Raw genomic sequence first — 24,720 nt, 5'->3', positions numbered from 1 at the left:
CCGTTCTAGCGCTCGGAAACCTTGCCCCCGTCGACTTCCAGCCGCCGCGTCACCGAAACTGCGTCCAGCATCCGGCGGTCGTGCGTCACCAGCAGCAGCGTGCCCGGGTAACTGTCCAAAGCGGACTCGAGCTGTTCGATCGCGGGCAGGTCCAGGTGGTTGGTCGGCTCGTCCAGCACCAGCAGGTTGACGCCGCGCGCCTGCAGCAGCGCCAGCGCCGCGCGGGTGCGCTCGCCCGGCGAAAGCGTCGCGGCCGAGCGCAGCACGTGTGCGGCCTTGAGCCCGAATTTCGCCAGCAGGGTACGGACTTCCGCGTCGGCGAGCGACGGGACCTCCTGCGCGAACGCGTCCGCCAGCGGGAGGTCGCCGAGGAACAGCCTGCGGGCCTGGTCGACCTCGCCGACCACCACACCCGGTCCGAGCGCGGCGTCGCCCTCGGCCAGCGGCAGCCGGCCCAGCAACGCCGCCAGCAGCGTGGATTTGCCCGCGCCGTTCGCCCCGGTGATGGCGACCTTGTCCGCCCAGTCGATCTGCAGGTCCACCGGTCCGAGGGTGAACTCGTCGCGCCGCACGACCGCGCCCCGCAGCGTCGCGACCACCGCGCCCGCGCGCGGAGCGGCCGCGATCTCCATCCGCAGCTCCCACTCCTTGCGGGGCTCCTCGACGACGTCGAGCCGCTCGATCATCCGGTCCGTCTGGCGCGCCTTCGAGGCTTGCTTCTCGGTGGCCTCGCTGCGGAATTTGCGGCCGACCTTGTCGTTGTCGGTCGCTTTGCGGCGGGCGTTCTTGACGCCCTTCTCCATCCACGCGCGCTGCATGCCCGCCCGGGCCTCCAGCGCCGCCCGGGTGTTGGCATATTCCTCGTAGTCCTCGCGCGCGTGCCGCCGCGCGACCGCCCGTTCCTCCAAATAGGACTCGTACCCGCCGCCGTACGTCTTCACTTGCTGCTGCGCCAGGTCCAGTTCCACCACGCGGTCCACCGTGCGGGCCAGGAACTCGCGGTCGTGGCTCACCAGCACGGTTCCCCCGCGCAGCCCGGTGACGAACCGCTCGAGCCGGGCGAGCCCGTCGAGGTCGAGGTCGTTCGTCGGCTCGTCGAGCAGGAAGATGTCGTAGCGGCTGAGCAGCAGCGACGCCAGCCCGGCGCGCGCGGCCTGCCCGCCGGAGAGCGAAACCATCGGCTGGTCGAGGTCGACCGCCAGCCCGAGGTCCGCGGCGACCTCGCCGGCGCGGTCGTCCAGGTCGGCGCCGCCGAGCGCGAGCCAGCGGTCCAGCGCGGTGCCGTATGCGTCGTCGGCGCCGTCCTCCCCCGCGGTAAGCGCATCCGTCGCCGCGTCGAGTGCGGTTTGCGCGGCCGCGACCCCGGTGCGCCGCGCGAGGAAGGCGCGGACCGACTCCCCCTCGCGCCGCTCCGGTTCCTGCGGCAGGTGCCCGACGGTGGCGGTCGGCGGGTTCAGCCGGACCTCCCCGGATTCCGGGCGGGCCAGCCCGGCCAGCGTCCGGAGCAGGGTGGACTTCCCGGCGCCGTTGACGCCGACGAGCCCGATCACCTCGCCAGGGGCGACGACGAGATCGAGACCGGAGAAGAGGACGCGGTCACCGTGGCCCGCGGCCAGGTCCTTCGCGACGAGTGTGGCGCTCATATCGGAGCCGAGTTTACGGGGGGCCCGCGCGCAGCGTGCCGCGTGTCGGCTCCGTCACTCCGAGTGGGTACTCTGGGCGGGTTGCCGGGTCCAACAAGAGCAGTGAGGTCGGTGAAAAGCGATGGCGGAACCCGCCCCGGTCCCGTTCGGACAGGGGAAGCAGCGGGCTCCCCGGCCGACCGTCAGCAGGCGGCGCGAGGTGAGCCACGCCAGCGCGCGGTCGCTGCTGATGACCGTGCTGGGCGAGTACGTGCTGCCCCGCGACCGTCCGGTGTGGACGTCGATCCTGGTCGAATCGCTCGGCATGCTCGACATCGAGGAGAAGTCCGCGCGCCAGGCGCTGGCCCGGTCCGCGGGCGAGGGCTGGCTGGTGTCCGAGCGCATCGGCCGCCGCGTCCGGTGGTCGCTGACCCCGCCGGGGCGGCGGCTGCTCACCGAGGGCGCCGAGCGCATATACGCCTTCGGCCGCGACGCGCACGCCTGGGAAAACCGCTGGCTGATGCTGATCGTCTCGGTGCCGGAGGCGAAACGCGACCTGCGCCACCGCCTCCGCACCCGCCTCACCTGGGCCGGTTTCGGTTCGCCGGTGGCGGGCGTCTGGGTGAGCCCCGATCCGAGCCGCGAGCCCGAGGCGCAGAAGATCGTCGCGGAGCTCGGCCTCGAAGCGCAGGCCATGTCCTTCACCGCGGAGTACGGCGCGATCGGCGACCAGGAAAGCATGGTCGCGCGGTCGTGGGACCTGTCCGAGCTGACCGACCGCTACGAGGACTTCATCGACCGCTTCACCGGCGTGTCGCCCTCGGGTGCGCAGGCGGTCCTGCGCGCGCAGACCGAACTGGTGCACGAGTGGCGGCGTTTCCCGTTCCTCGACCCGCAACTGCCCGCGGAGCTGCTGCCCGCGAGCTGGAGCGGAGCCAAGGCAGCCGAACTGTTCCACCGCAAACACGTGGAATGGCGGCCGGCCGCGCAGGCGTACTGGGACGAACTCACCGCGAACGAGGAGCAAGCATGACGAGGCTGGAACGCGACGGCGGGCTCGCCGTGCTCACCATCGACGAACCGCCGCTCAACCTGTACACGAAGCCGCTCCAGGACGCGCTTCTCGACGCGATCGGCTCGCTGGAGGAAACCCCCGCCCGAGCCCTCCTGATCCGTGCCGAAGGCCGCGTCGTCAGCGGCGGCGTCGATGTCGCACTGTTCGACGCTCAGTCTTCTGCGGCCGAAGCCAAAGTGCTGTTCGACGAGATGCTCAGCCTCCCGGATCGCCTTGCCGCACTGCCGTTCCCGACCGTCTTCGCCGCCCACGGCCTGTGCCTGACGTGGGCTTTCGAGGTCGCGATGGCCTGCGATCTGCTGCTCGCGTCCTCCCGCGCGAAGTTCGGATTGGTCGAGAAGGTCGTCGGCCTGACCCCCACCATGGGCGGCACCCAACGCCTAGCCGCCCGGGCCGGGGTCGCCCGCGCGAAGGAGTTCGTCTTCACCGGCACTCCTTTCGACGCCGCCACGCTGGAGCGATGGAACGTCGTCAACCGGGTCCTGCCAGACGAAGGCTTCGACGAGGCAGCACGGGAATTCACGCGGCAGCTCGCCGAGGGACCGACGCGGGCTCATGCCGCCACGAAGCAGATCCTGGCGCACTTCGAACACGGCGGTGTGCCGGAGGCGAACGAGCACGTGACTGCCATTGCGGCAGAGCTGTACAACACCGAGGACTTGCGGGGCGCGGTGAAGTCGTTCCTCGCTGAGGGCCCTGGGAAGGCTCGGTTCAGCGGCCGCTGATGCGGCTTCGCTGCCCGGCCTTCGTGCCCGCGCGCCGGGGTCGGTTTTTATGCCGGTTTGTGCAGGTCAGAAGATAAAGGAGACCTCGTTGCAGGGGTGGTTGGAGGACCCGCTAGAGTAGTCGCATCGCACTTCACGAGGGGTTCCTCGGGGAGTGAGGAGTCCGGGCTGTGGCGCAGTTTGGTAGCGCACTTGACTGGGGGTCAAGGGGTCGCAGGTTCAAATCCTGTCAGCCCGACCGGACAGAGCCACGTTCACGCAGGTGGACGTGGCTTTTTTGTTGCCCGCGATCGGCCCGAAACGACAGAAACCCCGGGCCGTGCAACATTCGTACAACACGCGCCCGGGGCTTCCCGGTCAGGCCGCCATGCGTTCGAGTGCTTGCCCACGGCGAAAGTCGAGCGCGTCGGCCACCTCGTCGAGGCGGTCCGGCCACAGGTGCCCGTAAATGTTCAGCGTCATGGACGCGTCAGCGTGCCCGAGCATCTGTTGCACGACCTTGACGTCCGCGCCTGCCGCGATGGCGAGCGAAGCTGCGGTGTGCCGGAGCTTGTGCGGCGTCAGCCCGTCGACCTCCAGCCCGGCAGCGTGCACGGCGGCGTTGAACTCACGGGTACGCCAGTTGTGCGACCGCAGCGAATCGCCGCGCTTCGTGGTGAACAGCAACTCGGTGTCCGCCCTGTCTTCCTTCAGCGGCTTCAGCAGCGGCACCAGCGACGCGGGGATCGACACGGTCCGCTTCTTTCCGGTCTTCGGCAGGACTTCGTGCTGCACCCCGCCGACCTCAGTGAAGGTCACTGCGATCCGAATCCGGCGCTTGTCGAGGTCGACACGCCCCACGCGCAACGCGGCAGCCTCGCCCCAGCGCATCCCGGTGTACGCGAGCAGCAGAATGAACGCCCGGTTGACCGCTGCACACGCGGTGGGCTTGTCGTACTTCGTCCGCAGCTCCCCGGCCGCCGCCGCGAGCTTTTCCACCTGGTCATAGCTCAGGTACACGTGCTCGGCCTCCAGCGGTATCGGAGGCTTCACCCCGCGAGCCGGGTTCCGGGGTATCCGCGTCGGGACGCACCACTCCAGCACCATCGCCAGCACGCGGTAAGCATGGCGCGCCTGCGAGGGTCCCAACCCCGAGCCTTTGTCCTTCGTGCTCTTCACGAGTTCGGCGACCCAGACGGCAATGTCCTCGCCCAGAACCGCGTTCAGCGGCGTCTCGCCCCACCTCGGAATCACGTGGTTGTCCAGCAACCCCCGGTACTTCCACCACGTACTCGGCTTGAGGTCATGCCGCGAGGCGAGCCACTTCTCTGCCATCTCCCCTACGGCCACTTTGGACAGATTCGGGTCCACATAGGTCCCGCCCGCGAGCGATTCCGCGATCTTGTCGCGGCGATCCTCAGCCGCCGTCTTGTTCGGCGCGACCTCCGAGCGCAGCTTGTTCGCCCGGTCGTAGTACATGACCATCCATCGAGCGGGCGGCTTGCGTCCGGCCGATTTCGCCTTCCGGACACGCGCAGCGAAGTCAGGCTGCCCGGAGCGGTCGTAGATCCACGCGCGGGCCATCAGGCGGTCACCTGCCCATCGATCCAGGAGTCAACCTCGTCGGGCCGGAAGCGGACGTACTTGCCGATCCGGTAACCCCTCGGCCCTTTGCCGGTCTTGCGCCACTGGTACACGGTGTTCGACGGAACGCCGAGGTAGTCGGCGAGCTCGTCGACGCTAAGCAGTTTGTTGTCCATGGTTGTTTTCCTTGCTGTATTTGTGTTTGCGGTCGTCTCGGATGCGGCGGGCGATGGCGGCGGCGAGTTCGCGTTCGGCGTCGTCGCTGTAGCCCGCGCCGTCGAAGGTCCAGTTGTTGACCACGGCGACGGTGTCGGCGCGGTCGGCGAGGCCGAGGCGTTCGAGGGTTTCCTCGAGCCGGAAGCGGCGGCGGTCGCCACGGATGTCCTTGAACGTCGTGGAGTAGGCGCGGGACTTGGTGAGGAAGTGGCCTCGGAAGGCGAGCATGTGCGCCCAGCGGCGCAGGTTCAGGTCGTCGTAGGGTTCGAGCGCGCCGAGGTCCCAGGCGGTTTGGATGATGCGGCGGTGGTGGTCGGAGACCCGCAGGTGCGCGATGTCGCGTTCGGAGCGGATCGGCCGGTCCGCGGCTTCGCTTTTGCCGGTGCCTTTGGTGGCGTACTTGGCGATGTAGGCGGCGAGGCGGGCTTCGCTGATTCGGCCGGCATTGTCCTCCAGCTCCGCCGACCCCATGGGTTCGATGCGGCGGACGTCGACCTGGTCGCCCCAGGTCAGCACGAGCGGCGTGCCGTCGGGCAGCGCGGTGGTGGCGTAGGCGGCCCCGGCGGCGGCGTAAACGGCGTCTTCCAGGAGGTCCGGGTGCGCCCAGGCCGGGGCGGGGTCGGCCGCGCCGTCGGGGCCGTCGAGGCGGACCACGGCGTGGAAGTGCACGAGCCCGCGCCGCTGGTATTCCGCGACCTTCCCGTAGGAGAGGCGGGCTTGTTCGGCGAACTCGCGGGCCTTGAGCCCAGCGCGTTTGGCGATCTCGCGGCGCAGCCGGGTCGCGAACCGCTGCCACAGCACCCCGGCGTGGGCTTGCCAGAGCACGGAGCCGGTGTAGTCGTAGGTGCCCGGGTCGAGCGGGGTGCCGACGCGCGGGTCGGCGTCGAGGTGGTACTCCCCGCAGCCGCACGGGATGCGCTTGCCGCGCGGACTGGTGCGGGCGTGGTGCACCGGCCCGAACGAGGGCGCGGTGAGGGTGACGAACGCCCTCGGCCGGTCGGTGACGTGCTCGGGGACGCCTTTGTGGCCGCCGACGAGTCCGGCGCGGACGAGGTGGAAGGCGTCGGCGGCGTAGCGGTCGGAGCAGGACGGGCAGACCGATTCGCGGCGGTTGCCGCACGGGACGAAGATGTCGCCGCCGTGGTGGTGCAGCACCTGTCCGCTGGCCGCGTCCTGGAGCTGGTGTGCGCCTCCGAGGCGGATCGGGCGGGCGCAGCCGTTGACGGCGTGCACTTTGGCGCGCCATTCGTCGTAGTCGCGCATCCGGACCCGGTAGGCGATGCGGTCGTCCAGCGTGTGCATGTCGGTGGCCCTTTCGTTCGCGGGCATGGAAAACGGCGCGGGAACCAGCCGGTGAGGGCCAGCTCCCGCGCCGTCGGTCGGTGCGGGGTGGTTCAGGCGGTGACGGGGTGTCCGTTGTGGCCGGTCAGGTCAGCGAGGATGCGCGTGGCCATGGCGTCGGGGACGCGGGCGGCGCGGCGGATGTCGTCGGCGGTGAGGTCTCGGCCTTCGTCGCGGGCGGCGTCGGCGGCGGCGTGCACGCGGCTGGCGATCTCCGGCGGAAGCTTGAGCCGGGCAGCCGGTCGCGGGGCCGGTGCGGGCGCGGTCTCCGGTTCGGCCGGCATTGCCGCCGGGGCGGGTTCGGCCGGTGCCGGGGCCGGTGTGGCAGCCGGTGCGGGTTCGTCGGGGGCGCGGCGCATGAGGAGCTTGACGACCACGAGGAACCCGAGGGCGGGCATCGCGGCGACGAGCCATCCGGCCGGGGTGGGTTCGGCGAGCGCGACTTGTGCGGTCATCTGCACGCCGAACCCGGCCACCAGGACGCCGAGGGGGAAGCTGAACCGGCGGTGTCGGCCGGTGCGGTGGTCGCGCTGGACCTCGAACCCGGCGACGATCACGATCCCTTCGATGACGACGGCGTCGGCCCAGGCGATCCAGCCGGTCTGTCCGTGGTGGACGGCCCAGTCGTGGGTGTGGGTGAACCCGGCCGCCGCGCCGATCAGGCCGAGCGTCGCGGCGACCAGCAGACGGACGATGTCCACCAGCCGACGAGTCGCGTTCGCACTGTCCGCAGTGGACATGGGGTGTCCTCCCTTTTATTCGTGGCCGGTGCGGAAGCGTTCCGCGCAGCGGCGGAACACCCCGGCGTAGGTGTCCAGCCAGCGGGCGAGGTCGTCGGACAGCTCGGCCAGGCGGGGCTGGACGAACCACGGTTCGCCGTCGTGCACGCCGAGTTCGAGCGTGTAGAGCTCCTGGAACTCGTCGACGACCGGCAGTGCCTGGCGGAACGCGTCGGCGAAGTTCTCGCCGAAGTGGTGTTCCATCGGTGGGGTTCCTTCCGTGAGGGCGGTCAGGACGAGCCCGGCAGGTGCAGGGCGTCCTCGTTCTCTGCGAGATCGGTGCGGAAGACGTCGATGAGGCGTTCGCACTCGCGGACGATCCGCACGTCCAGGTCGATCAGCTCCAGCACGGTCGACGAAGCGTCGCCGGACCGGTGTTCCAGGCCGCGGGCGACGGCGTCCTCGTATTCGTCGACGAGCGCGACCAGCGGCCAGACGATGCCGCTCACGTCCTCGTTCACGGCCGCGCACCGCCCGGGTAGCCGGAAAGGTTGCTCCAGCGCTGGAGCATCGTGCGGCCGCGCGCGGTGAGCTTCAGCGGCGTGACCGGCCGCCGGATCGCGCCGTGCATCGCCGACACCGTGTCCCGGCTGCCACCCGGGGCGACGTAGCCGACGGAGATCAGGTGGTGCACGACGTCCTCGTCCAGCGCGGTCCGGACGCGGTCGGTGTCCTCGAACACCAGCACCCGGTCCGTGTCGTCGAGCAGCGCGAACCGCCCGTCGCGGATCTCGGCCAGCACGTCCTTGGCCACCAGCGGATTCGCGCCCTGCCCGGTGTCCTTGCGGCGGGAGGCCCGGGCGGGCGGGCACTGGCGGCCGGACTGCGGAGCCGAAGCCGCGGGGACGGTGCCGAAGAGCCCGAGCTGCGCCGGGTCGCGGCGGGTCACCGGACACGCTCCCGGCCGACCGGCCCGAACTCCCGGTTGCGGAAGTCCGCGACCGCGATCCCGACGCCGAGCCCGATGCACCCGAACACCACCGTCGCGCTCCAGAACAGCGCCGACGGGCCTTGTGCCAGGTAGATCAGGATCAGGACGAGCAGTGCGGGTGCGCCGAGCTTGAGCCACAGCCACGCCCGCCACACGTAAAAACCGATGCGCCACATGGGTTTACTCCTCTGCGTCTTCGGGTCGGTGGTACGGGCAGAACACGAGCTGTTCGGACGTGGCCAGCCAGGCGGGCTCGAAATAGATCACCTGGAGGACCGCATCCCAGGAGAATTCCGGGCGGGTCGCCGAGGCTCCGTAGGGACGCTCGCCGCAGACCCCGCAGCGCGGGAAGAACACCTCGTCGTAGCGGCGCAGCTCCGGGGCGTGCCCCTCGTCGGCCAGCTTCCGCCATGCGGCCAGCGCTTTGCCGTCGTCCGTGGTGCACGCCGCGATCTGCGTGACGCTGCGCCGCACGGGACCGGAGCCACCGAAGCGTTCGTAGCCGACCACCCAATGCGTTTCGCGCACCAGGCACGGGTAGTAGACGATCTGCTGCATCGCTTCTCCTTGTCCGATGGGGACAGTCATGCGCCGACCCGGCGGGCGAGGGCCAGCACGTCGGCGAGCGCGCCGAACACGTCCAGCGCGGCGGAGTACTCCGGGTCGTCGACGAGCGTGTCGGTGTCGATGGCCCCGAGGCGCTGTTCCCGTTCCTGGCGCACGGCGTCGCACCAGGTCCCGGCCCGGTCCGAGGCGACCGACAGGCAGGACAGGAAGTCCTGGTGCCGGTCTTCGCGATAGCTCATGCGACCACCGACAGGGCCGGACCGGCGTGGTAGCCGCGCAGGATGAACGCGACCAGCTCGTCCAGCTCCCGATCGGACACGTAGGCGGCACGGACGCGCTGCGGGACCCGCGAACGCGGCCGGATGACGAACCCGATCCCGGCAGTGTCCTCGCTTTCGGGGATCTCGTCGGCGAGCGCGCCGCGCAGCCGGGCACCGTCCCCGAGGACCATGTCCACATGCGACTGCGAGGTCACCCGCAGGCAGACCCGGACCGGGAACAGGTCGCGCACCGGGACGGTGTCCTTCGTCGGTTCCTGCACGAGCGCCATCGTGGAATGCCCGGTCGCCCGGCCCTGGGACACCGCGATCGCGAGGTCTTTGCGCAGCGTGCGGGCGATCGTGCCGTCGCCGTAGGCCAGCAGAGCGCCGATCTCGTCCACGATCAGCAGGTTCAGCGGCGTCTCGCGCGACATCGTGATCTTGCGCTTGCCGGTCGCGGCGAAGTCGCGCTGCACCCGGCGCAGGTCCTCGATGAACTCCCGCACCAGCTCCGCGCAGGCGGCCTCGTCGTGCTCGTAGCGGTGCGCGACCCCTTGCAGTTTGCGGAACTCCATCTGCTTCGGGTCGCAGATCCACAGCCGCACCAGCCCGTCCCGGATCAGCGGAGCCAGACCGCGCAGCAGCGACAGCGGGATCGAGTTCTTGCCCGCTCCGGTCGCCCCGGCGATGAACGTGTGCTTGCCCAGGACCGACAGCCGCCAGTCGGTGCCGTACTCGGTGTCGCCGACGTAGATGTCGCCCGGGTCGACCGCGCCGGATTCCTCGGGCATGTCCGGGGCCGGGATGGTCTCGGTGAACGGCTCCCGGCGTTCGATGACCAGCGACACCTGGCCGGGCTTGACCCGCTCCAGCGCGATCCGCTCCACCCGCAGCGTGTCCGCGAGGTCTTCGAGCTTGTCGTTGAACGCCCGCCGTCCCATGCCCGGGGGCAGCAGCAGCGTCACCGTGTCCACCGACGGCGAGAACGACTGCACCCGCACCACGCGCGGAAACTCGGCCTTGCCGGTGCGGCGGTTGGTGACGTACAGGTCGCACGCTTGCAGCGCCTTGTTCAGCTTCGGCCCGCAGTACTTCGACCAGCGGCGGCGCCAGGCCCGGATCCGCGGTGCGGCGTAGTGGTCGAACGTGTCCGGGTGCGCCCGGTACCAGGTGCACAGCCCCAGCGCCGTGCCGCCCACGACACCGCCGGTCGCGCTCCAGCCCAGCTCCAGCCCCGAAGCGGCCAGTCCGGCCGGCATCAGCACCGAGCCGGGGTGCCGGGCGGTCCACTTGAGGCCCCGGAACTCCAGCCCCGCCCGGCGGTCCGACTTCGGAATGCGGTTCTTCATCGCAGAAACTCCCTTCCGGCAGCACGAAAACGGCCCCGCACACCTCGTCCGGCAAGGACGGAGGGCGGGGCCGATCCCGTGCGACGTGCGTGCTCGGTCTAGTGCTCCAGCGCGGGACGCGCGTCCAGCAGTTCCGTGGACAACGTGCCCATCGCGCGGGCCGCCTTGTCGTGCGCGGCCTTGAAACCGTTGCGGTGCACCGGCATCCCGCGCATCGCGTCCTTGAGCGTGCTCATCGCCGAGTGCAGGTCGTCCACGACCCGGTCAACCTGATGCGCCATGGCTCAGAGCCTCCAATCCCGCGAGACGAGTTCGGCCTCGTGCTTCTTGCCCAGCGTCCGCAACCGGTCCAGCTCGTCGAACGCCTTCGTCCGGAACGCTTTCAGCTCGTCCCGCGTCGAGATCGTCCACGACTCCGTCTCGTGCCCGTCGTCGTAGGAATCGATCAGCTTGTCCACCTCCGCCAGCACCTCGGCCACGAGGTCCAGCGCCGCGGTGAACGTGCCGTAGCGCTCCTGCGCCCGGCGATTCAGGTAACCCACCTGCATGGCTGCCCGTCACCCTTCCCGTGTCGCGGCGGTCAGTTCGGCCGCCGTCCTGAGATCAGCGGTCAGGAACCCGACCGCGTTGCCGACCGCGACCCGGATGTCCTGGTCGGGATTCGCCGCGACAAACCGCCGGTAAGCGGTCTGCGCGGCCTCGATGATGGCGACGATCTCCGGCATGTCAGGAGTCCTTCCGGATCACGTGCTGCGCGTCCCGCAGGCCCTCGCAGTAGCCCGCCTGCCACGCCATGTCGTCCGTCGGTTCGGCCAGCGCCTGCAACCGCTGCGCTTCCAGCCGGGCCGCGAGCATCCGGATCACCACGCCGACGCGCACCGGGCGGCTCATCGCCGGGCCTCCCGCACCATCACCACGATGCCCGCGAACATCGCCATCCCCGCCATCAGCGGCGACGCGAAACCCAGACAGACCACCAGCACCAGCCAGAACAGAAACGGGCTGAAATTCGCCACCATCGCCAAACCTCCTAGTCTCCGAAGTAATGCCACTGCCGGGAACAGACCTGACAGGTCGCGATTCCCGTTGCCGACAAGAAAAAATTCGCCGTGCACGCGTGCGCGGCCATCAGCAGCCCCGCTCGTCGATCCGTTCGCAGTCCTTGCAGCGGGGCACGCCCCACGCGAAGAACCACACCCGCTCGTGCTGCCCAGGCCCGAACACCAGCCCGCACAAACTCGTGCGAACACCCTTCAACCACTGGTGCGCCGCCTCGATGTGCACCATGTCCTCAGTCATCACAAACCCCGCTTCGGGCCGTACGGGTCGAACGTCGACAGCCCGTCCCGTGCCGCGGAAACCGTGTGCATGCCGTTCTCCCTTCCGCAATGCGAATCCGTGGTGAAACCCCAGGACCCCCGGACGAAAAACACCCGGGAATCGAGGCGCGCCACCACAAACAGGCGCGTTTTCAGGCATGGATCGGCCCACTCTGAATTTGTCAATGAACGGAAAGCTCCCTCGCCCGACTCGAAAACGGGCAGCCAACCGACTTGGGAAGGGATCCAGGGTGGTGTTATCCGCGCACGGCCGGGGAGGAAGCCGCCGCGAGACCGGGCACCCGCCGGTCAGGAAACCGGGCTAGGCAGCGTCGCGGACCGCGCCAGCACCGGCAGGCTTCAACCCCTCAGCCTTGAACCACAGGCCCGACCCCGTGATCCGCCCCTCGTCGTTCGTCGTCTGCCACGTGTTCAGCACCGGATCGACCAGCTCCACATAGGTGCCCTCGTCGAACCCCTCGCCCGGATCCGTCGCCAGCGTCACCTTGATCTCCTCGCCCTTGCCGATCCGGCCGTTCTTCCCCGCCTGCCGCGGCTTCGCGAACAGCATCACCACGAACGACGCCGCACCGGTCTGTTTGTCCACCGCAGGGACCATCTCGCCCTTGACCTCCCGCATCTTCATCACGGGCGCCTCGGTGACCATGAACTTGTAACCGCCGCTGTAGAACGGGATGTCTTGCATGTCTAACCTCCAGGTGCAGGCCGGGCTGGTATCGTGTTGCATACCCAGTATGCAAGTCCATACCTGGTATGTCAAAGCATACCCGGTCGTTCACCTGAACGGACTAAGGACACCGACCAATGACCAGTAACGACCCATCCCGCCAGAAGGCCCTGCCTCAGTACATGCAGATCGCCGAGGACATCCGGCACAAGATTCGCGAAGGCATCCTCGCGGTCGACGACCCGATCCCCAGCGCAAAAGCCCTGTGCGACCAGTACGGCGTCAGCATGATCACGAGCAAGAAGGCTCTGCAGGTTCTCCAGAGCGAGGGCCTCGTCTACACGATCAACGGCAAGGGCACCTACGTCGCGCAGATGAACGTCATGCTGCGCACCATGCCCTACCGCCATTTCGAGCAGGACGAACGTACCTACGTCCGAGAAGCGGGCCGCGCAGGGCGGACGCCTACTGCGGAACACCACACCACCGTTGACGCAGCCACAGACTGGGTTGCCCAGAGACTGGACATCCCAGTCGGCGAGGACGTAACGAAGACGCGGTACAAGATCTCTGCCGACGGGCAGCCCATGAGCACCTCCGTCTCGTGGGAACCACGCCGCATCACCGGTGGCACCGCTATCGAGCACCCACACGAAGGCCCGCATGGCAAGCATGGGCTCAATGCAAGGTTCCGCGCGATCGGATGGACGCTGTCGCAGATCGAAGAACGTCTGATCGTTCGGCAGCCCACCTCGGCCGAGAGCACCGAGCTCGCGATCCCGCCCGGCGTACCCGTCATGGAGATCCGCCAGACGGTTCGGGCCACGCAGGGCGACTCCGACGACCTCGTTCCGATCGAAGCTGCCGATATCGTCTTTCCGACCGACCGCTATGAGTTCGTGTACATGATGGACCGTCCCAAGTAGAAGGTTGGCCGCCCATGCCGCACCATGCCGAAACAGACGATGCACCGATTGCCGCGAACGCCGACGGCACTGTCGATCACGAGCATCCCTACGGTGCCGAGACTCCGACTCTGCTCATCGCCTTCGGCGAAGTGACGCCAGCCCGCCTGCACGGGTGCCCCGGGTGTGGCAGCACCGAGGTCTCGTACACCGCGTCGAAGTGCTACCGCTGCGGCTCCGAGTTCACCCCGGCGTTCGAGCTGCCGCCCCGCACGGCGTGACCCTTGTGTTCAGAGTTTCTTTTCTTGTTCAAGGCGGCCCCTGCGGGGCCGCGCCGCTTTCGGGCCGGGCACGCGGGGCCCGCCTCCGGCACCCACGCACCCGGCCCGGCGGCTGCACCTTGGTGCCGCGCAAGCTGTAACTGGAACAGGGGCTTCCGCGACATCTCAGCATGAACCTACGCAGCGCATGGACAGAGTACGGCGAACCGCGAAGACCTCTCCGCCGCTGGCCCCGTCATTCCGACATGCTGCAAGCTGGCGACAAGCAACACGCCATCACCGAAGAGGGCTACCAGCAGTTCATCGACGGAAATCCGATCAAGACACTTTGCGGCCGACCGGTCGTCGGAAGCCACGGGGTTCCATGGCCTCCGACACTCGTCGCCCGTCATAATCGATGCACAGACTGCGAAAAACGAGCCTCCAGCATCAAGGACTAGAAGAATGTCCTCGCCGGACGGGCAGGTCTCCGAGATGGCAAGGACCGCGCACACGTTGCGTCCGTGAGTGACCTGCCGCCATCCCGCCGACCTCCCCAAGGGCTATCACGCCGCGTCAAGGGGGCAGTTCGGCCGGCATGCTGCGGACCGCAGGAAGGCGCCCCCTTGACCCGACATGATCGGGCTGCGCCAGGTCGACGAGATGGCGGAGAGGCCACCCACTTGTAGGTTGAGACCCACAAGCACTGCGTCCAACATTCGTGCAACACGGCACCGGCGAACAACACCCAATGATCATCACCGATGAACGCGTTTTTCCGCGCTGCCCAGGCAAATGCACCACCGACGGCAGGTCAGGAGATCAGAGCATAAGGGCAAGGGGTCGCAGGTTCAAATCCTGTCAGCCCGACCGGACGAACAAGCCGCTTGGCTTGGGTGAAAACCCAGGTCGGGCGGCTTTTTTGCTTCGGGGACTTGGTCTTGCCCACGACGTCCCCAGCAGCCGCTTGGGGACCAGATGGGGACCCCGCCGCGTCCGATGTGGAGGGTGGTCCGGTCTCTACCTCGATCAATGGGAAAAGCGGGTTGCGGGCCGGATAGCATTCCCGGGTGTCGGATGTGGGGGACGAACCTTTCGGCTGGGCCAATGATCCGTCGGTGGTCATGGTGTGCCTGACCTTCGTCCGGGATGCATCCCTGGACGAGATCTTCAGGGTGCTCGCCGCGCAGCCGTTTGGGACAGTGGCTACGCCCTTCTCGTTGGGCGACCTGACAGACAGCACCAACAGCGGCATTCGTGTCGCACAGGACGGTCAGTGGGCGGTGGTCGTCGAGCTGGAATCCCTGGCGGCTACCAAATCGGAGATCCTCGCCGCGCTGTCCCGCGGGCGTGAGGTCGTGCAGGTTTTTCGCACCGGATCGGGGATGGAGAACTTCAGCTACTGGCGCGACGGCGAACAGTGGTGCCAGTTCGACCCGATCAATCCCTCCGTCCGGACAGGAAGCCGCCCCGACAGTCTGGTCGCCGAGATGCGGGCCTGCGGCATCTCCCCCGACGGCGGGGCGATGGTGGAGGGCACCGGGCTGTACAGGCTGGCTGCGACGCTGACCGGCCTGGTCGCTGACACGGCGCTCGTGCTCGATGCCGCGCTTCCGGCCGGATCGATTCCCCGGCGACGTCGCAGGCAGCTGCCGGACTGTCCGTGATTCAGAACCACGGCCAGACTGGCTTCGTGGACAACAACATCGACCTCGACGCCGCCGAGCAGCAGATCGCACAACGGCGGGTCGGCTGGCGCAGGCTCGGCATTGTCGCGGGCGAGACCACCTGGCGGGAGTGCGACGGATGGCCGCACCGGATCACGACTGATCGCGCGACGGTCGCCGACGTCGATTCGATCGGTGTCGAGCTCACCAAAGGCACGCAGCTGGGAATCATCGTGCTGTTCGCCGGCGGCTGGGCGGACTTCATGTTCTATAACGGCGTCGACGACGGCATCGGCATCGTGGAGGCGCCCGGGTGGAACGATCCGCTTGACGTCGGCAGATTCGGCCAGCTCCTTGATCGGCTCACCAAGCTGTTCTCGTAGCTGCGCACCTGGTGCCAAGCCGGAGAACAAAAGAGTTCGCCTGGCGTCAACCGCGGGCGAGCAGTGCGTACGCGGTGGAAGCGGCCTGCCGAAGGAGGCTCGCGTCCGAGCGGGCGCGGGCCAGGACGTAGCCGCCCTGGACTACTGACAGCACCATCGTCGCCAGCTCCGCCGCCGGGAGGTCGGCCCGTACGGCACCGGCTTCCTGGGCGTCTTGGATCGCGGGCTCGATCAGTTCGGCGACCCGGCGGAAAGCCTCACCGATGGGCTCGATCAGATGCGGGTCGTCGAGCACCGCGCGGTCGTGCGTGAGACCGCCGATCTTGCATCCGGCGAGCGCGTCTCGCTCGTCCAGCAGGTAGCGGCGCAATCGGACTAGACCGGGTTCCGTTCCGGCGAGGGCGGCCTCCGCGGCTGCGACGACGGCGTTCGCGTTCGCGGCGATCGCGGCTGCTCCCAGGTCGGTCTTCGCCGGGAAGTGGTGGTAGAAGCTGCCCTGGCCGACCCCGCTGGCGGCCATCACCTGGCGCGGGCTCGTCGCTGTGTAGCCGGACTGCCAGATCAACTCTGCGCCCGTCTCGATCAGCTTCGTGCGGTTGTCGCTCACGCCCCAACCATACCTACCTCTAGGTATCGTGGCTGCATGAGCGAAGACATCACGTCGGACCGGCACCGTTTCGCGATCGGCACTATCGGAGGACCGACCGCGGTCATCGACTACGGCGGGCTGCGGTTCGTGACCGATCCGACCTTCGATCCGCCCGGCGATTACGGCGCGTACCGCAAGACCGAGGGACCGGCGGTTTCGCCCGCCGCGTTGGGGAGGGTGGACGCGGTTCTCCTCAGCCATGACCTCCATTGGGACAACTTCGACCGCGAGGGCCGAGTTTTCGCCAGGAGCGCTCCGTTGATCGTCACGGGCAGGCAGAGTGCCGAGCGCCTCGGGGCTCCGGCGATCGGGCTTGGCGATTTCGAGGTGCACGGGATAGCGGAGGTGCGCGTGCACGTGGTTCCGGCGCAGCACGGCCCACTCGATGGCGAGCGCGACGACGCCGGCAACATCAACACCGAAGTCCACGGGTTCGTCCTCGAATCCGCCGGGCTGCCCACGGTGTACGTCAGCGGCGACAACGCGGGCATCGGGCCGGTCAAGGCGATCGGGGCCGCGTTTCCCGGGATCGACGTCGCGGTTCTGCACGCCGGGGCCGCGCGGGTGCCGGGCAAGAACGCGGGGCGGGCGCTGACTCTCACCTCCGCCCGGGCCGCTGACGTGGCCGCGTTGCTCGACGTCGGCCAGGTCGTCGCGGTCCATCACGAGGGCTGGTCCGTCTACAGCGAGAATTTCGCTGATCTGGAGCGCGAGTTCGCCGAAGCCGGGATCCGCTCTCGTCTGGTTCCGACGAAACCTGGCCGGTGGGCGCTCCGGCACTAAGGGGTTTCGTCCTGGCCGAAAGCCGAACTGAGTTCAGTGCTCGTCGGCCACGCGCTGCGCCCGGGCGGAGAGTTCGGTTTTGCGGATCTTGCCCGTCGCGGTCATCGGGAACTCGCCGACGACCTCCACCAGCGGCACTTTGTACGGCGCCATCGCGGTTTTCGCCCACGTGCGCAGGTCCGAGGCGGTCACCGACGCGTCCGGGGCGAGGCTCACGAACGCCACCGGCACCTGTCCCGATTCCGGATGCTCCGCGGGCACGACCGCGGCGGTGCGGACCGCGGGGTGCCGGGACAGCAGGAGTTCCACCTCGGCCGGGAACACGCTCATCCCCTTGACCTTGATCAAATCCTTGTCCCGCCCCAGATAGTGCAGGCAGCCGTTCTCGTCGAGGCGGCCGTTGTCGCCGGTGTGCAGCCAGCCGCCAGTCAACTGCGCGGCCGTCGCGTCGGGGCGGTTCCAGTAACCGGTCATCACCGACGGGCTGCGCACCACGATCTCCCCCGCTTCGCCGAGCGGAAGCGGGTCGAGCGTGCCGAAGCGGACCACGGCGAGGTCTGTGCCGGGCATCGGGACACCGCAGAACACTGGTTCCGCCAACAGGTCCTGGTCCTCGTCCGCCATGCCGTACGGCGTCGCGTCGAAGGTGTGCGTCTCAGTCATCCCGTACGCCGCTTCGCAAAGCACCGAATGCGCGCCGACGGCCTCGCGCCACGCCGCGCGCACGTCCTGAGTCAGCTTGCGCACGAACGAAACCGCCATCGGCATCTTGAGGCTGGACAGGTCGCGGGCCGCGAGGTCGGGGCGCTCCAGGAGTTCGAGGTAGTTCTCCACCGTGCCGACCATCGACGTCACGCCGTGCCGTTCGATCGCCGTCAGCGCGGCCTCCGCGTCCCACCGGGTCATCAGCACCGACGTGCCGCCGAGGACGATCGGGTTCAGGATTCCCAGATCCTCGCCGGCGATCCAGAAGACCGGCAGGTAGCACAACGGCACATACCCGGTCTCCACGGTGTGTCCGGTCGCCGCCACGGCCGTCGCCGCGGTGTAGAGCATGTGCCGCTGTGTGTGCTGGCAGCCCTTCGGCAGGCCGGTCGTCCCGCCGGTGTAGTTCAAGGCCGCCAACGCGTCCAGGTCGGCAGGGTGCTCCGGCGCGGGCCGGTGCGCGGCCGCTTCCGCCCAGGCGGTGGCGGTGAAACCGTCGGGCAGCACCGGGGAACCGCCTGCCGCCGACAACTCCCCCAGCGCCGTCACGAGCACCCGCCGCACCCGCGTCTCCGGCAGCGCCGCCGCCACGACCGGCAGCACGGTGTCGACCGCGACCAGGACCGTCGCGCCGCTGTCGGCGAGTTCGTAGACGAGTTCCTCCCGCTGGAACATCGGGTTCACCGGCACGTGCACCGCGCCGAGCCGCAGAACCGCCAGCATCGCCACGGTGAACTGCGGGCAGTTCGGCAGGTCCACCGCCACCCGGTCCCCTGCCCGCACGCCCGCGGCGGCCAGCCATCCGGCGACCCGGGCGACCAGGTCGGCGAGCTCGCGGTAGTCGATCGTCCGTCCTTCGTAGACGATCGCGGGCTGGTTGGGCCGTTCCCGCGCCCAGTGGTCGACGTGCCCGGGAATGCTCAGTTCGCCGAGCGGCAGCACGAGGCGGTCCGGGGTGTTCGCCGGCCGTACCCGGGCCTGGCGAGCGCGGACGTCGTCGAGATAGGTCTCGAGGTCCATGTCGGGCTCCTTCGTCACCACGTGTCGATGCGCTTGCGGGGACCGGCCGTGCGCTCGCGCGGCAGCGTCCGGGTGATCCAGGCGCGGGTGTCGGCCGGGTCGATCACGTCGTCCATTTCGAACACGGTCGCCGCGGCCAGCGCTTTGCCGCGGCGGTAGCTCTCGGCGAGAAGCCGGTCGAACTCGCGCTGTTTCTCGGCGTGGTCGGAGATCGCGTCGAGTTCGCGGCGGTAGCCCAGCCGCACCGCGCCCTCCAGGCCCATCCCGCCGACCTCGCCGGTCGGCCACGCGACCATCGCTTCGGGCACCCGGAACCCGCCGCCCGCCATGGCCATCGCGCCGAGCCCGTACGCCTTGCGCAGCACCACGCCCACCATCGGCACGTCCAGATGCGCGCCCTCGACGAACATCCGGCCGAACCGGCGCACGGTCGCGGTCCGCTCGGCGTCCGGGCCGACCATGAATCCCGGTGTGTCCACCAGCGACACGACCGGGAGCCCGTGCGCGTCGCACAGCTGCAGGAACCGGGCGGCCTTGTCCGCGGCGTCGGCGTCGATCGCACCGCCGAGGTGGCGCGGGTTGTTGGCCAGCAAGCCCATCGGCCTGCCCTCGATGCGCACGAGTGCCGTGACGACGCCCGCTCCGAATCCGCGGCGCAGCTCCAGCACCGAATCCTCGTCGGCCAGCAGCTCGATCGCGCGCCGCACGTCGTAGACCCGGACCCGGTTTTCCGGCACCACGTGCCGCAACCGGCGCTGGTCCGCGACTGTCCATTCGCGACGGTCGCCCTGGAAGTACGACAGGTACCGCCGCGCCAGCTCCACTGCCTCGGCCTCGTCCGCGGCGACCAGATCGAGCACGCCGTTGGGTTCCTGCACCGAAACCGGGCCGATCTCCTCCGGCCGGTGCACGCCGAGGCCGCCGCCCTCGATCATCGCCGGGCCGCCCATGCCGATGTTCGCGTCCGCGGTCGCGATCACCACGTCGCACACCCCGAGCAGCGCCGCGTTTCCGGCGAAGCAGCGGCCGGACGCGATGCCGACAGTCGGCACCAGCCCGTTGAGCCTGCCCATCGCGGCGAACGTGTCGAGATCGAGCCCGCCCGCCGTCACCACGTCGGTGTCGCCCGGCCGCCCGCCGCCGCCCTCGGCGAACAGGACGAGCGGAAGCCGTTGCCGCGCAGCGAGATCCAGCATGCGGTCGGTCTTCTCGTGGTTCATGAAACCCTGGGTGCCGGCGAGCACGGTGTAGTCGTAGGAGAGCACGACGCAGCGCGCGTCGCCGGTGTGCTCGGCATTGACCGTGCCGATTCCCGCGACCAGGCCGTCCGCCGGGGTGGCGGCGATCAGGTCCGCTTCGGTGCGGCGCTGGCGTTGCGCGGCGATCACGAGCGCGCCGTACTCCAGGAAACTGCCGTCGTCGCACAGATCCGCGATGTTCTCCCGCGCGGTCCGGTGCCCGGTGCGCCGACGCTTCGCCACCGCTTCCGGGCGTGCCTCGTCGAGACCGATCCGGTGTCGCTCCAGCACTTCTTCGAGGTCCGCCCGCACGTGCGCGGGGTCCGGTTCGGCCGGTCCGCTGCTCGCCCCGTGCTGGTCGGCGTCCGCGGTCAGTTCCACGAGCGGCTGCCCGGGCCGGGCGAGGTCCCCGACTCCGATGTGGACAGACCGCACCACGCCCGCGACCGGCGCCGCGAGCACGTGTTCCATCTTCATCGCTTCGAGCACCACGACCGGGTCGCCGGCCGCGACGCGAGCGCCTGGCGCGGCGACGAAGACGACCGAACCGGCGAAGTCGGCCGCGATCCCGTCGCCTTCCGCCGCGGCCGGACGGTGTTCCGGCACCAGCTCGGCGAGGTGTTCGTCCACAAAGGACGTCGTCGCTGATCCCTGCCTGACTTCGTCGCGGGACAACAGCTCCCGGAGGAAGTCCGCGTTCGTGCCCGGTCCGTCGACCCGTACCTCCGCCAGCGCCGAACGGGCCGCGTCGATCGCCGCGGGCAGGTCCGCCGAAGGAACGTGCGTGACGATTTTCGCCAGCAGCGAGTCGTACGTCGTGGTCGCGACCGCGCCGGCGTGCGCGGCGGTGTCGACCCGCACCCCCGGCCCGCCCGGCAGGTCCAGGGCCTCGATCCGCCCGGCCGTGGCGTGCGCCGTGCCGTCCGGCCGCAGTTCCTCCAGGTTGACCCGGCACTGCACGGCCGTCCCGCGTGCGGGCGGGATCTCCTCCTGAGCGAGCCCGAGTTCCGCGAGCGTCGCGCCCGCCGCGATCCGCAACTGGGCGACCACCAGGTCCAGTCCCGTGACCGCCTCGGTGACGGTGTGCTCGACCTGGATCCGCGGGTTCGCCTCCAGGAACGCGAACCGCGCCGGATCGTCCGCGTCGACCAGGAATTCGACGGTGCACAATCCGCGATAAGACACCGCGCCGGTCATCCTCGCCGCCGCGTCGCGCAGACGCGCCCGGCACTCTTCGGGCACCGTGCGGGCGGGCGCGACCTCGACCACCTTCTGGTGGCGGCGCTGCAGGCTGCACTCGCGGTCCCACACGTGGCTGACCGAGCCCGTGCCGTCGCCGACGATCTGCACCTCGACATGCCGCGCCCGCGGCACCAGTTCCTCCACGAACACGGTGTCGTCGCCGAATGCCCGCAACGCCTCCGACCGGCATCGCTCGATCGCCCCCGGCAGTTCGGCCGCGTCAACGACTCGCCGGATCCCGCGTCCCCCGCCGCCCGCGACGGCCTTGACCATCACCCCGCGGCCCCCGCCGAGGCTCGCGAGGAACGCGCCAGCCTCGGCGACGTCCGAGGTCGAGCGGAGCACCGGCACACCGAGCTTCTCCGCCAGCCGCCGCGCGTCCGCCTTGTCCCCGAACGTCCGCAGCACCGCCGCGTCCGGCCCGGCGAACCGGACCCCGCGCGCCGCGCACAGCTCCGCCAGCGCGGCGCTTTCGGACAGGAAGCCGTAACCCGGGTGCAGCAGCTCGCAGCCGGTGCGTTCGGCAGCCAACACGAGCTGGTCCGCGTTGAGGTACGGCCGGTCCCCGGCGAGTACCACGACCTCGTCGGCCAGCCGGTGCACCGGGCCGTCGGGCTCCTCGGCGGCTTTGACGGCCACCGCCCGCCAGCCGAGAGCGCGGGCGGCGCGCAGGACGCGGAGGGCGATCTCGCCGCGGTTGGCGATGAGGACGGAAGGCAAGGGCTGCTCCTTCGGGACGTGAGCCGCCCTCATCCTGCGTTGACATTGACGTCAACGTCAATAGGTATGCTGGCGCCCATGGCATCCGGAACCTGGGCCGTGCGCGAGAAGCTCGACCGCGCCGACAGCGCGACCCGGCACGTGCTGCTAGCCGCCGCCCGCCGCGTCTTCGAAACGAAGGGCTTCGCGCTGGCCACGGTCGCGGACATCACCCGCGAGGCCGGCGTCGGGCGCGCCACGTTCTACGTGTACTTCGCGGCCAAGGAGGAGGTTTTCGCGGTGCTCGCGCGCCAGGTGCGCGACCAGCTGGTGCAGGCGCAGGAGCTGACCGGCCTCGACCCGGACGACCCGTGGGCGGTGGCGGCGGCGACCACCACCGCGTACCTCGACGCGTACGCGGAAAACCTGTCCTTCCTCACCGTTCTCGACCACCAGGCGATCGCGGACCCGGCGATGGCCGAACTGCGCGAGGAGATCCACGAGCTGCCCACGAAACGGGGCGGCCGCTACATCCGGCGGCTCGCCGAGCGGGGGCTGGCCGACCCGGCCGCCGACCCCGAGACGGTCTCGCTGGGCGGCGGCGGTCTCGTCGCGGTCCTCGCGCCCGTCCTGGCCCGGCACCCCGAACGCCGGGACCGGATCCTCGCCGATCTCACCCGGATGTACCTGCGGCTGCTCGGGCTGCCGCCGGAGAAGCCCGCCGCCCGGAGCTGACCCCGCCGCCGCGAAGCTTCTGTCATCTCGGCGCGCCGGATGCTAAACAGGACCTCCCTGGTTTCACCGCCGCTTTACCCGGTGCGCCCGGTCCGGGGTCCTGGGCGCACCGCCGAGAAAGGGTTGCCATGCCTGTGAAGCGCATCTTCACCTCCACAATGGCCACCGGGCTCGCCGCCGTCTGCGCACTGGCCGCGGCGCCCGCCGCGTCGGCGAGACCGGCGCCGCCGCCGACTCCGGTAGCGCAGGGTTCCGGAGGCGCGGTCGTCTCCGACACCGTCGAGTCCACCCAGGCCGGGATCGACGTGCTGCGCCGGGGAGGCACCGCCGCGGACGCCGCGGTCGCCGTCGCCGCGACGCTCGGCGTAACCGACCCGTACGTCGCCGGGCTCGGCGGCGGCGGGTACTTCGTCTACTACGACGCCCGCACCAAGACCGTGTCCACCATCGACGGGCGCGAGACCACGCCCGCGGGCGACTCGTCGTCGATGTTCATCGACCCGGCCACCGGCAAGCCGTACGCCTTCGAGACCGCCGTCGAGAGCGGCCGGTCCGTCGGCGTGCCGGGAATGCTCGCCACCTGGCAGCGTGCGCTGCAGCGCTGGGGCAAGTTCAGCCTCGCGGACAACCTCAAGCCCGCGGAGAAGGTCGCGCAGCGCGGGTTCGTCGTCACGCCCGAGTTCGAGCGGCAGACGCAGTCCGTGGCGGCGAAGCTGGGCCACTTCTCCCCCAGCGCCCAGCTGTTCCTGCCCGGCGGAGCCGCCCCGAAGGCCGGTTCCGTGCTGCGGAACCCCGATCTCGCCGCGACCTACCGGCAGATCGCGCGCGAGGGCATCGGCGCGTTCTACGGCGGCTCGGTCGGCCGCGATCTCGTGCGCACAGTGCAGAACCCGCCGGCCGCGCCGGGCACCGCGACCCCGCTGACCGGCCCGATGCAGCTGTCCGACCTGCGCGCGTACCGGGCGCTCGACGGCACGCCGACGCATATCAACTACCGCGGCTACGACGTGTACGGCATGGCGCCGTCCTCCAGCGGCGGCATCACCGTCGGCGAATCGCTGAACATCCTCGGCAACTTCCCGATGTCCACAATGGACCAGACGCAGGCGCTGCACCACTACCTGGAGGCGAGCCGGCTCGCTTTCGCCGACCGCAACCGATACATCGGCGACTCGCGCTACGTCAACGTGCCGCAGCAGCAGCTGCTCTCCAAGCAGTTCGCCGCGACCCGCGCGTGCCTGATCGACCCGGCCAAGGCGGGGTCGAGCCCGGTCGCGCCTGGCGATCCGTACACCACCGGTTCGGGCTGCGCCACCGCTCCGGCGGCGTCCTCGGACAGCAATGAGCAGCACACGAACCACTTCGTCGTCACCGACAAGCAGGGCAACATCGTGTCCTACACCAACACGATCGAGCAGCTGGCCGGCAGCGGCATCACCGTGCCGGGACGCGGGTTCCTGCTGAACAACGAGCTCACCGACTTCAACTTCGCCCCGACGCAGGGTTCGGCGCCCGACCCGAACCTGCCCGCGCCGGGCAAGCGGCCGCGGTCGAGCATGTCGCCGACGATCGTGCTGCACGACGGCAAACCCTTCCTCGCGGTCGGTTCGCCGGGCGGCGCGACGATCATCACGACCGTCCTGCAGATCCTGGTCAACCGGCTCGACCTCGGCATGACCCTGCCGGACGCGATCGCCGCCCCGCGCGCCTCCCAGCGCAACGCGGCGACCACGGACGCCGAACCGGGATTCCTCGCCCTGCCCGTGGTGCAGGGTCTCGAGGCGCTGGGGCAGCAGTTCAAGAACGCCGGCAGCATCGGCGTGGCGGCGGGGATCGAATTCCTGCCGCACGGACAGCTGCTGGCCGCCGGGGAACCGGCACGGCGCGGCGGCACGTCCGCGGCCGTGGTGAACGGGAAGCACTGACGCCTGGACGGCCCGCCGCCTTTCCGGGCGGCGGGCCGTCGCGATCGGCGTTGCCGCTCCCGGTGCTGAGCCGC

The 24,720-nt window shown here is 69.8% G+C and carries 31 protein-coding genes and 1 tRNA gene; 10 read left to right on the top strand and 22 right to left on the bottom strand.

The annotated features are described in order from the left end of the window. Positions 1–5: 5 nt before the first annotated feature. Positions 6–1,643 (bottom strand): ABC-F family ATP-binding cassette domain-containing protein, encoded by a 1,638-nt coding sequence (locus tag EIZ45_RS00995; protein WP_134661656.1) that lies wholly within the window; start codon positions 1,641–1,643, stop codon positions 6–8. A 121-nt stretch (positions 1,644–1,764) separates the two neighbouring features. Between EIZ45_RS00995 and EIZ45_RS00990 the strand changes: the two genes are divergently transcribed. The 3 genes from EIZ45_RS00990 to EIZ45_RS00980 all read left to right on the top strand — a co-directional run bounded on the left by EIZ45_RS00990 (position 1,765) and on the right by EIZ45_RS00980 (position 3,660). Further along, complete coding sequence (locus EIZ45_RS00990) at positions 1,765–2,655, top strand: PaaX family transcriptional regulator C-terminal domain-containing protein (RefSeq protein WP_078870119.1); 891 nt, start codon at positions 1,765–1,767, stop codon at positions 2,653–2,655. Next, positions 2,652–3,422: an enoyl-CoA hydratase/isomerase family protein gene (locus tag EIZ45_RS00985; protein ID WP_167756310.1), complete on the top strand. Its 771-nt coding sequence runs from the start codon at positions 2,652–2,654 to the stop codon at positions 3,420–3,422. The genes EIZ45_RS00990 and EIZ45_RS00985 overlap by 4 nt, the downstream gene beginning before the upstream one ends. A gap of 164 nt (positions 3,423–3,586) precedes the next feature. Next, a tRNA-Pro gene (locus EIZ45_RS00980) sits at positions 3,587–3,660 on the top strand. Positions 3,661–3,779: 119 nt separating this feature from the next. On the opposite strand, the gene EIZ45_RS00975 is transcribed toward EIZ45_RS00980, so the two are convergent. The 18 genes from EIZ45_RS00975 to EIZ45_RS00910 all read right to left on the bottom strand — a co-directional run bounded on the left by EIZ45_RS00975 (position 3,780) and on the right by EIZ45_RS00910 (position 12,453). After that, positions 3,780–4,985 (bottom strand): site-specific integrase, encoded by a 1,206-nt coding sequence (locus tag EIZ45_RS00975; protein WP_134661658.1) that lies wholly within the window; start codon positions 4,983–4,985, stop codon positions 3,780–3,782. Next, positions 4,985–5,161 (bottom strand): AlpA family transcriptional regulator, encoded by a 177-nt coding sequence (locus tag EIZ45_RS00970; RefSeq protein WP_134661659.1) that lies wholly within the window; start codon positions 5,159–5,161, stop codon positions 4,985–4,987. The genes EIZ45_RS00975 and EIZ45_RS00970 overlap by 1 nt, the downstream gene beginning before the upstream one ends. After that, positions 5,142–6,503 carry a replication initiator gene (locus EIZ45_RS00965; protein WP_134661660.1) on the bottom strand — a complete coding sequence of 454 codons (1,362 nt, stop codon included), beginning with the start codon at positions 6,501–6,503 and terminating at the stop codon, positions 5,142–5,144. The genes EIZ45_RS00970 and EIZ45_RS00965 overlap by 20 nt, the downstream gene beginning before the upstream one ends. A gap of 92 nt (positions 6,504–6,595) precedes the next feature. Continuing rightward, the gene (locus tag EIZ45_RS00960; RefSeq protein WP_134661661.1) at positions 6,596–7,282 is read right to left on the bottom strand and encodes a DUF2637 domain-containing protein; all 687 of its coding nucleotides are present in this window, start codon (positions 7,280–7,282) and stop codon (positions 6,596–6,598) included. Between the two features lie 15 nt (positions 7,283–7,297). Further along, positions 7,298–7,525, bottom strand: coding sequence for a hypothetical protein (locus tag EIZ45_RS00955; RefSeq protein WP_134661662.1), 228 nt, complete (start codon positions 7,523–7,525; stop codon positions 7,298–7,300). A gap of 26 nt (positions 7,526–7,551) precedes the next feature. Beyond that, positions 7,552–7,782 carry a hypothetical protein gene (locus EIZ45_RS00950; protein WP_134661663.1) on the bottom strand — a complete coding sequence of 77 codons (231 nt, stop codon included), beginning with the start codon at positions 7,780–7,782 and terminating at the stop codon, positions 7,552–7,554. Further along, the gene (locus EIZ45_RS00945; RefSeq protein ID WP_134661664.1) at positions 7,779–8,210 is read right to left on the bottom strand and encodes a hypothetical protein; all 432 of its coding nucleotides are present in this window, start codon (positions 8,208–8,210) and stop codon (positions 7,779–7,781) included. The genes EIZ45_RS00950 and EIZ45_RS00945 overlap by 4 nt, the downstream gene beginning before the upstream one ends. After that, on the bottom strand, positions 8,207–8,428 hold the full coding sequence (locus tag EIZ45_RS00940) for a hypothetical protein (RefSeq protein ID WP_134661665.1): 222 nt from the start codon (positions 8,426–8,428) through the stop codon (positions 8,207–8,209). The genes EIZ45_RS00945 and EIZ45_RS00940 overlap by 4 nt, the downstream gene beginning before the upstream one ends. A gap of 4 nt (positions 8,429–8,432) precedes the next feature. Next, positions 8,433–8,840, bottom strand: coding sequence for a hypothetical protein (locus EIZ45_RS00935; RefSeq protein ID WP_167756309.1), 408 nt, complete (start codon positions 8,838–8,840; stop codon positions 8,433–8,435). Then, the gene (locus tag EIZ45_RS00930) at positions 8,837–9,058 is read right to left on the bottom strand and encodes a hypothetical protein (RefSeq protein ID WP_134661667.1); all 222 of its coding nucleotides are present in this window, start codon (positions 9,056–9,058) and stop codon (positions 8,837–8,839) included. The genes EIZ45_RS00935 and EIZ45_RS00930 overlap by 4 nt, the downstream gene beginning before the upstream one ends. Next, positions 9,055–10,428 (bottom strand): FtsK/SpoIIIE domain-containing protein, encoded by a 1,374-nt coding sequence (locus EIZ45_RS00925; RefSeq protein WP_134661668.1) that lies wholly within the window; start codon positions 10,426–10,428, stop codon positions 9,055–9,057. Before EIZ45_RS00925 ends, EIZ45_RS00930 begins: the two co-directional genes overlap by 4 nt. A 98-nt stretch (positions 10,429–10,526) precedes the next feature. Next, a complete protein-coding gene (locus EIZ45_RS00920; protein WP_134661669.1) occupies positions 10,527–10,709 on the bottom strand; it encodes a hypothetical protein in 183 nt (60 codons plus the stop codon). A gap of 3 nt (positions 10,710–10,712) precedes the next feature. Then, a complete protein-coding gene (locus EIZ45_RS00915; protein ID WP_134661670.1) occupies positions 10,713–10,976 on the bottom strand; it encodes a hypothetical protein in 264 nt (87 codons plus the stop codon). A 9-nt stretch (positions 10,977–10,985) separates the two neighbouring features. Continuing rightward, entirely contained in the window at positions 10,986–11,153 is a 168-nt protein-coding gene (locus tag EIZ45_RS45920; protein WP_167756308.1) for a hypothetical protein, read from the bottom strand. Position 11,154: 1 nt separating this feature from the next. After that, a complete protein-coding gene (locus EIZ45_RS45915) occupies positions 11,155–11,319 on the bottom strand; it encodes a hypothetical protein (protein WP_167756307.1) in 165 nt (54 codons plus the stop codon). After that, positions 11,316–11,447: a hypothetical protein gene (locus EIZ45_RS47300; RefSeq protein ID WP_255442901.1), complete on the bottom strand. Its 132-nt coding sequence runs from the start codon at positions 11,445–11,447 to the stop codon at positions 11,316–11,318. Before EIZ45_RS47300 ends, EIZ45_RS45915 begins: the two co-directional genes overlap by 4 nt. A gap of 109 nt (positions 11,448–11,556) precedes the next feature. Beyond that, the gene (locus tag EIZ45_RS45910) at positions 11,557–11,727 is read right to left on the bottom strand and encodes a hypothetical protein (protein WP_167756306.1); all 171 of its coding nucleotides are present in this window, start codon (positions 11,725–11,727) and stop codon (positions 11,557–11,559) included. Between the two features lie 342 nt (positions 11,728–12,069). Further along, positions 12,070–12,453, bottom strand: a complete 384-nt coding sequence (locus EIZ45_RS00910; RefSeq protein ID WP_134661671.1) for a hypothetical protein — start codon at positions 12,451–12,453, stop codon at positions 12,070–12,072. Positions 12,454–12,572: 119 nt separating this feature from the next. On the opposite strand from EIZ45_RS00910, the gene EIZ45_RS00905 reads away from it, so the two are divergent. From EIZ45_RS00905 to EIZ45_RS00890, 4 genes are all read left to right on the top strand, one after another. Then, positions 12,573–13,361 (top strand): GntR family transcriptional regulator, encoded by a 789-nt coding sequence (locus EIZ45_RS00905; RefSeq protein WP_134661672.1) that lies wholly within the window; start codon positions 12,573–12,575, stop codon positions 13,359–13,361. A gap of 14 nt (positions 13,362–13,375) precedes the next feature. After that, positions 13,376–13,621 carry a hypothetical protein gene (locus EIZ45_RS00900; protein WP_134661673.1) on the top strand — a complete coding sequence of 82 codons (246 nt, stop codon included), beginning with the start codon at positions 13,376–13,378 and terminating at the stop codon, positions 13,619–13,621. Between the two features lie 1,049 nt (positions 13,622–14,670). Further along, positions 14,671–15,267 carry a DUF6461 domain-containing protein gene (locus EIZ45_RS00895; protein WP_134661674.1) on the top strand — a complete coding sequence of 199 codons (597 nt, stop codon included), beginning with the start codon at positions 14,671–14,673 and terminating at the stop codon, positions 15,265–15,267. A gap of 26 nt (positions 15,268–15,293) precedes the next feature. Beyond that, positions 15,294–15,650, top strand: a complete 357-nt coding sequence (locus tag EIZ45_RS00890) for a hypothetical protein (RefSeq protein ID WP_134661675.1) — start codon at positions 15,294–15,296, stop codon at positions 15,648–15,650. A gap of 46 nt (positions 15,651–15,696) precedes the next feature. Here the strand turns inward: EIZ45_RS00890 and EIZ45_RS00885 are convergent, their stop codons facing one another. Beyond that, positions 15,697–16,257: a TetR/AcrR family transcriptional regulator gene (locus EIZ45_RS00885; protein WP_167756305.1), complete on the bottom strand. Its 561-nt coding sequence runs from the start codon at positions 16,255–16,257 to the stop codon at positions 15,697–15,699. Between the two features lie 36 nt (positions 16,258–16,293). On the opposite strand from EIZ45_RS00885, the gene EIZ45_RS00880 reads away from it, so the two are divergent. Continuing rightward, positions 16,294–17,082 carry an MBL fold metallo-hydrolase gene (locus tag EIZ45_RS00880; protein WP_134661677.1) on the top strand — a complete coding sequence of 263 codons (789 nt, stop codon included), beginning with the start codon at positions 16,294–16,296 and terminating at the stop codon, positions 17,080–17,082. 33 nt (positions 17,083–17,115) lie between these two features. Here the strand turns inward: EIZ45_RS00880 and EIZ45_RS00875 are convergent, their stop codons facing one another. Further along, the gene (locus EIZ45_RS00875; protein ID WP_134661678.1) at positions 17,116–18,807 is read right to left on the bottom strand and encodes an AMP-binding protein; all 1,692 of its coding nucleotides are present in this window, start codon (positions 18,805–18,807) and stop codon (positions 17,116–17,118) included. A gap of 14 nt (positions 18,808–18,821) precedes the next feature. Further along, entirely contained in the window at positions 18,822–22,007 is a 3,186-nt protein-coding gene (locus EIZ45_RS00870) for a carboxyl transferase domain-containing protein (RefSeq protein WP_205669775.1), read from the bottom strand. 78 nt (positions 22,008–22,085) lie between these two features. Between EIZ45_RS00870 and EIZ45_RS00865 the strand changes: the two genes are divergently transcribed. Then, complete coding sequence (locus EIZ45_RS00865) at positions 22,086–22,721, top strand: TetR/AcrR family transcriptional regulator (RefSeq protein WP_240690526.1); 636 nt, start codon at positions 22,086–22,088, stop codon at positions 22,719–22,721. 128 nt (positions 22,722–22,849) lie between these two features. Beyond that, complete coding sequence (gene ggt, locus EIZ45_RS00860; protein ID WP_134661681.1) at positions 22,850–24,646, top strand: gamma-glutamyltransferase; 1,797 nt, start codon at positions 22,850–22,852, stop codon at positions 24,644–24,646. The last annotated feature ends 74 nt before the right edge of the window (positions 24,647–24,720 follow it).

This window comes from Amycolatopsis sp. CFH S0740 (assembly GCF_004522315.1).
GTDB classification, from domain to species: Bacteria; Actinomycetota; Actinomycetes; order Mycobacteriales; family Pseudonocardiaceae; genus Amycolatopsis; species Amycolatopsis nivea.
Note: the sequence above shows the minus strand (reverse complement) of the source record. Positions and strands in the feature narration are given on the sequence as shown.

What these genes read in the sequence shown, in the direction of transcription:
- EIZ45_RS00995 (WP_134661656.1), bottom strand. Translation starts at nt 1,643, where the DNA reads ATGAGCGCCACACTCGTCGCGAAGGACCTGGCCGCGGGCCACGGTGAC.
- EIZ45_RS00990 (WP_078870119.1), top strand. Translation starts at nt 1,765, where the DNA reads ATGGCGGAACCCGCCCCGGTCCCGTTCGGACAGGGGAAGCAGCGGGCT.
- EIZ45_RS00985 (WP_167756310.1), top strand. Translation starts at nt 2,652, where the DNA reads ATGACGAGGCTGGAACGCGACGGCGGGCTCGCCGTGCTCACCATCGAC.
- EIZ45_RS00975 (WP_134661658.1), bottom strand. Translation starts at nt 4,985, where the DNA reads ATGGCCCGCGCGTGGATCTACGACCGCTCCGGGCAGCCTGACTTCGCT.
- EIZ45_RS00970 (WP_134661659.1), bottom strand. Translation starts at nt 5,161, where the DNA reads ATGGACAACAAACTGCTTAGCGTCGACGAGCTCGCCGACTACCTCGGC.
- EIZ45_RS00965 (WP_134661660.1), bottom strand. Translation starts at nt 6,503, where the DNA reads ATGCACACGCTGGACGACCGCATCGCCTACCGGGTCCGGATGCGCGAC.
- EIZ45_RS00960 (WP_134661661.1), bottom strand. Translation starts at nt 7,282, where the DNA reads ATGTCCACTGCGGACAGTGCGAACGCGACTCGTCGGCTGGTGGACATC.
- EIZ45_RS00955 (WP_134661662.1), bottom strand. Translation starts at nt 7,525, where the DNA reads ATGGAACACCACTTCGGCGAGAACTTCGCCGACGCGTTCCGCCAGGCA.
- EIZ45_RS00940 (WP_134661665.1), bottom strand. Translation starts at nt 8,428, where the DNA reads ATGTGGCGCATCGGTTTTTACGTGTGGCGGGCGTGGCTGTGGCTCAAG.
- EIZ45_RS00935 (WP_167756309.1), bottom strand. Translation starts at nt 8,840, where the DNA reads ATGACTGTCCCCATCGGACAAGGAGAAGCGATGCAGCAGATCGTCTAC.
- EIZ45_RS00930 (WP_134661667.1), bottom strand. Translation starts at nt 9,058, where the DNA reads ATGAGCTATCGCGAAGACCGGCACCAGGACTTCCTGTCCTGCCTGTCG.
- EIZ45_RS00925 (WP_134661668.1), bottom strand. Translation starts at nt 10,428, where the DNA reads ATGAAGAACCGCATTCCGAAGTCGGACCGCCGGGCGGGGCTGGAGTTC.
- EIZ45_RS00920 (WP_134661669.1), bottom strand. Translation starts at nt 10,709, where the DNA reads ATGGCGCATCAGGTTGACCGGGTCGTGGACGACCTGCACTCGGCGATG.
- EIZ45_RS00915 (WP_134661670.1), bottom strand. Translation starts at nt 10,976, where the DNA reads ATGCAGGTGGGTTACCTGAATCGCCGGGCGCAGGAGCGCTACGGCACG.
- EIZ45_RS45920 (WP_167756308.1), bottom strand. Translation starts at nt 11,153, where the DNA reads ATGCCGGAGATCGTCGCCATCATCGAGGCCGCGCAGACCGCTTACCGG.
- EIZ45_RS45915 (WP_167756307.1), bottom strand. Translation starts at nt 11,319, where the DNA reads ATGAGCCGCCCGGTGCGCGTCGGCGTGGTGATCCGGATGCTCGCGGCC.
- EIZ45_RS47300 (WP_255442901.1), bottom strand. Translation starts at nt 11,447, where the DNA reads ATGGTGGCGAATTTCAGCCCGTTTCTGTTCTGGCTGGTGCTGGTGGTC.
- EIZ45_RS45910 (WP_167756306.1), bottom strand. Translation starts at nt 11,727, where the DNA reads ATGACTGAGGACATGGTGCACATCGAGGCGGCGCACCAGTGGTTGAAG.
- EIZ45_RS00910 (WP_134661671.1), bottom strand. Translation starts at nt 12,453, where the DNA reads ATGCAAGACATCCCGTTCTACAGCGGCGGTTACAAGTTCATGGTCACC.
- EIZ45_RS00905 (WP_134661672.1), top strand. Translation starts at nt 12,573, where the DNA reads ATGACCAGTAACGACCCATCCCGCCAGAAGGCCCTGCCTCAGTACATG.
- EIZ45_RS00900 (WP_134661673.1), top strand. Translation starts at nt 13,376, where the DNA reads ATGCCGCACCATGCCGAAACAGACGATGCACCGATTGCCGCGAACGCC.
- EIZ45_RS00880 (WP_134661677.1), top strand. Translation starts at nt 16,294, where the DNA reads ATGAGCGAAGACATCACGTCGGACCGGCACCGTTTCGCGATCGGCACT.
- EIZ45_RS00875 (WP_134661678.1), bottom strand. Translation starts at nt 18,807, where the DNA reads ATGGACCTCGAGACCTATCTCGACGACGTCCGCGCTCGCCAGGCCCGG.
- EIZ45_RS00865 (WP_240690526.1), top strand. Translation starts at nt 22,086, where the DNA reads ATGGCATCCGGAACCTGGGCCGTGCGCGAGAAGCTCGACCGCGCCGAC.
- ggt (WP_134661681.1), top strand. Translation starts at nt 22,850, where the DNA reads ATGCCTGTGAAGCGCATCTTCACCTCCACAATGGCCACCGGGCTCGCC.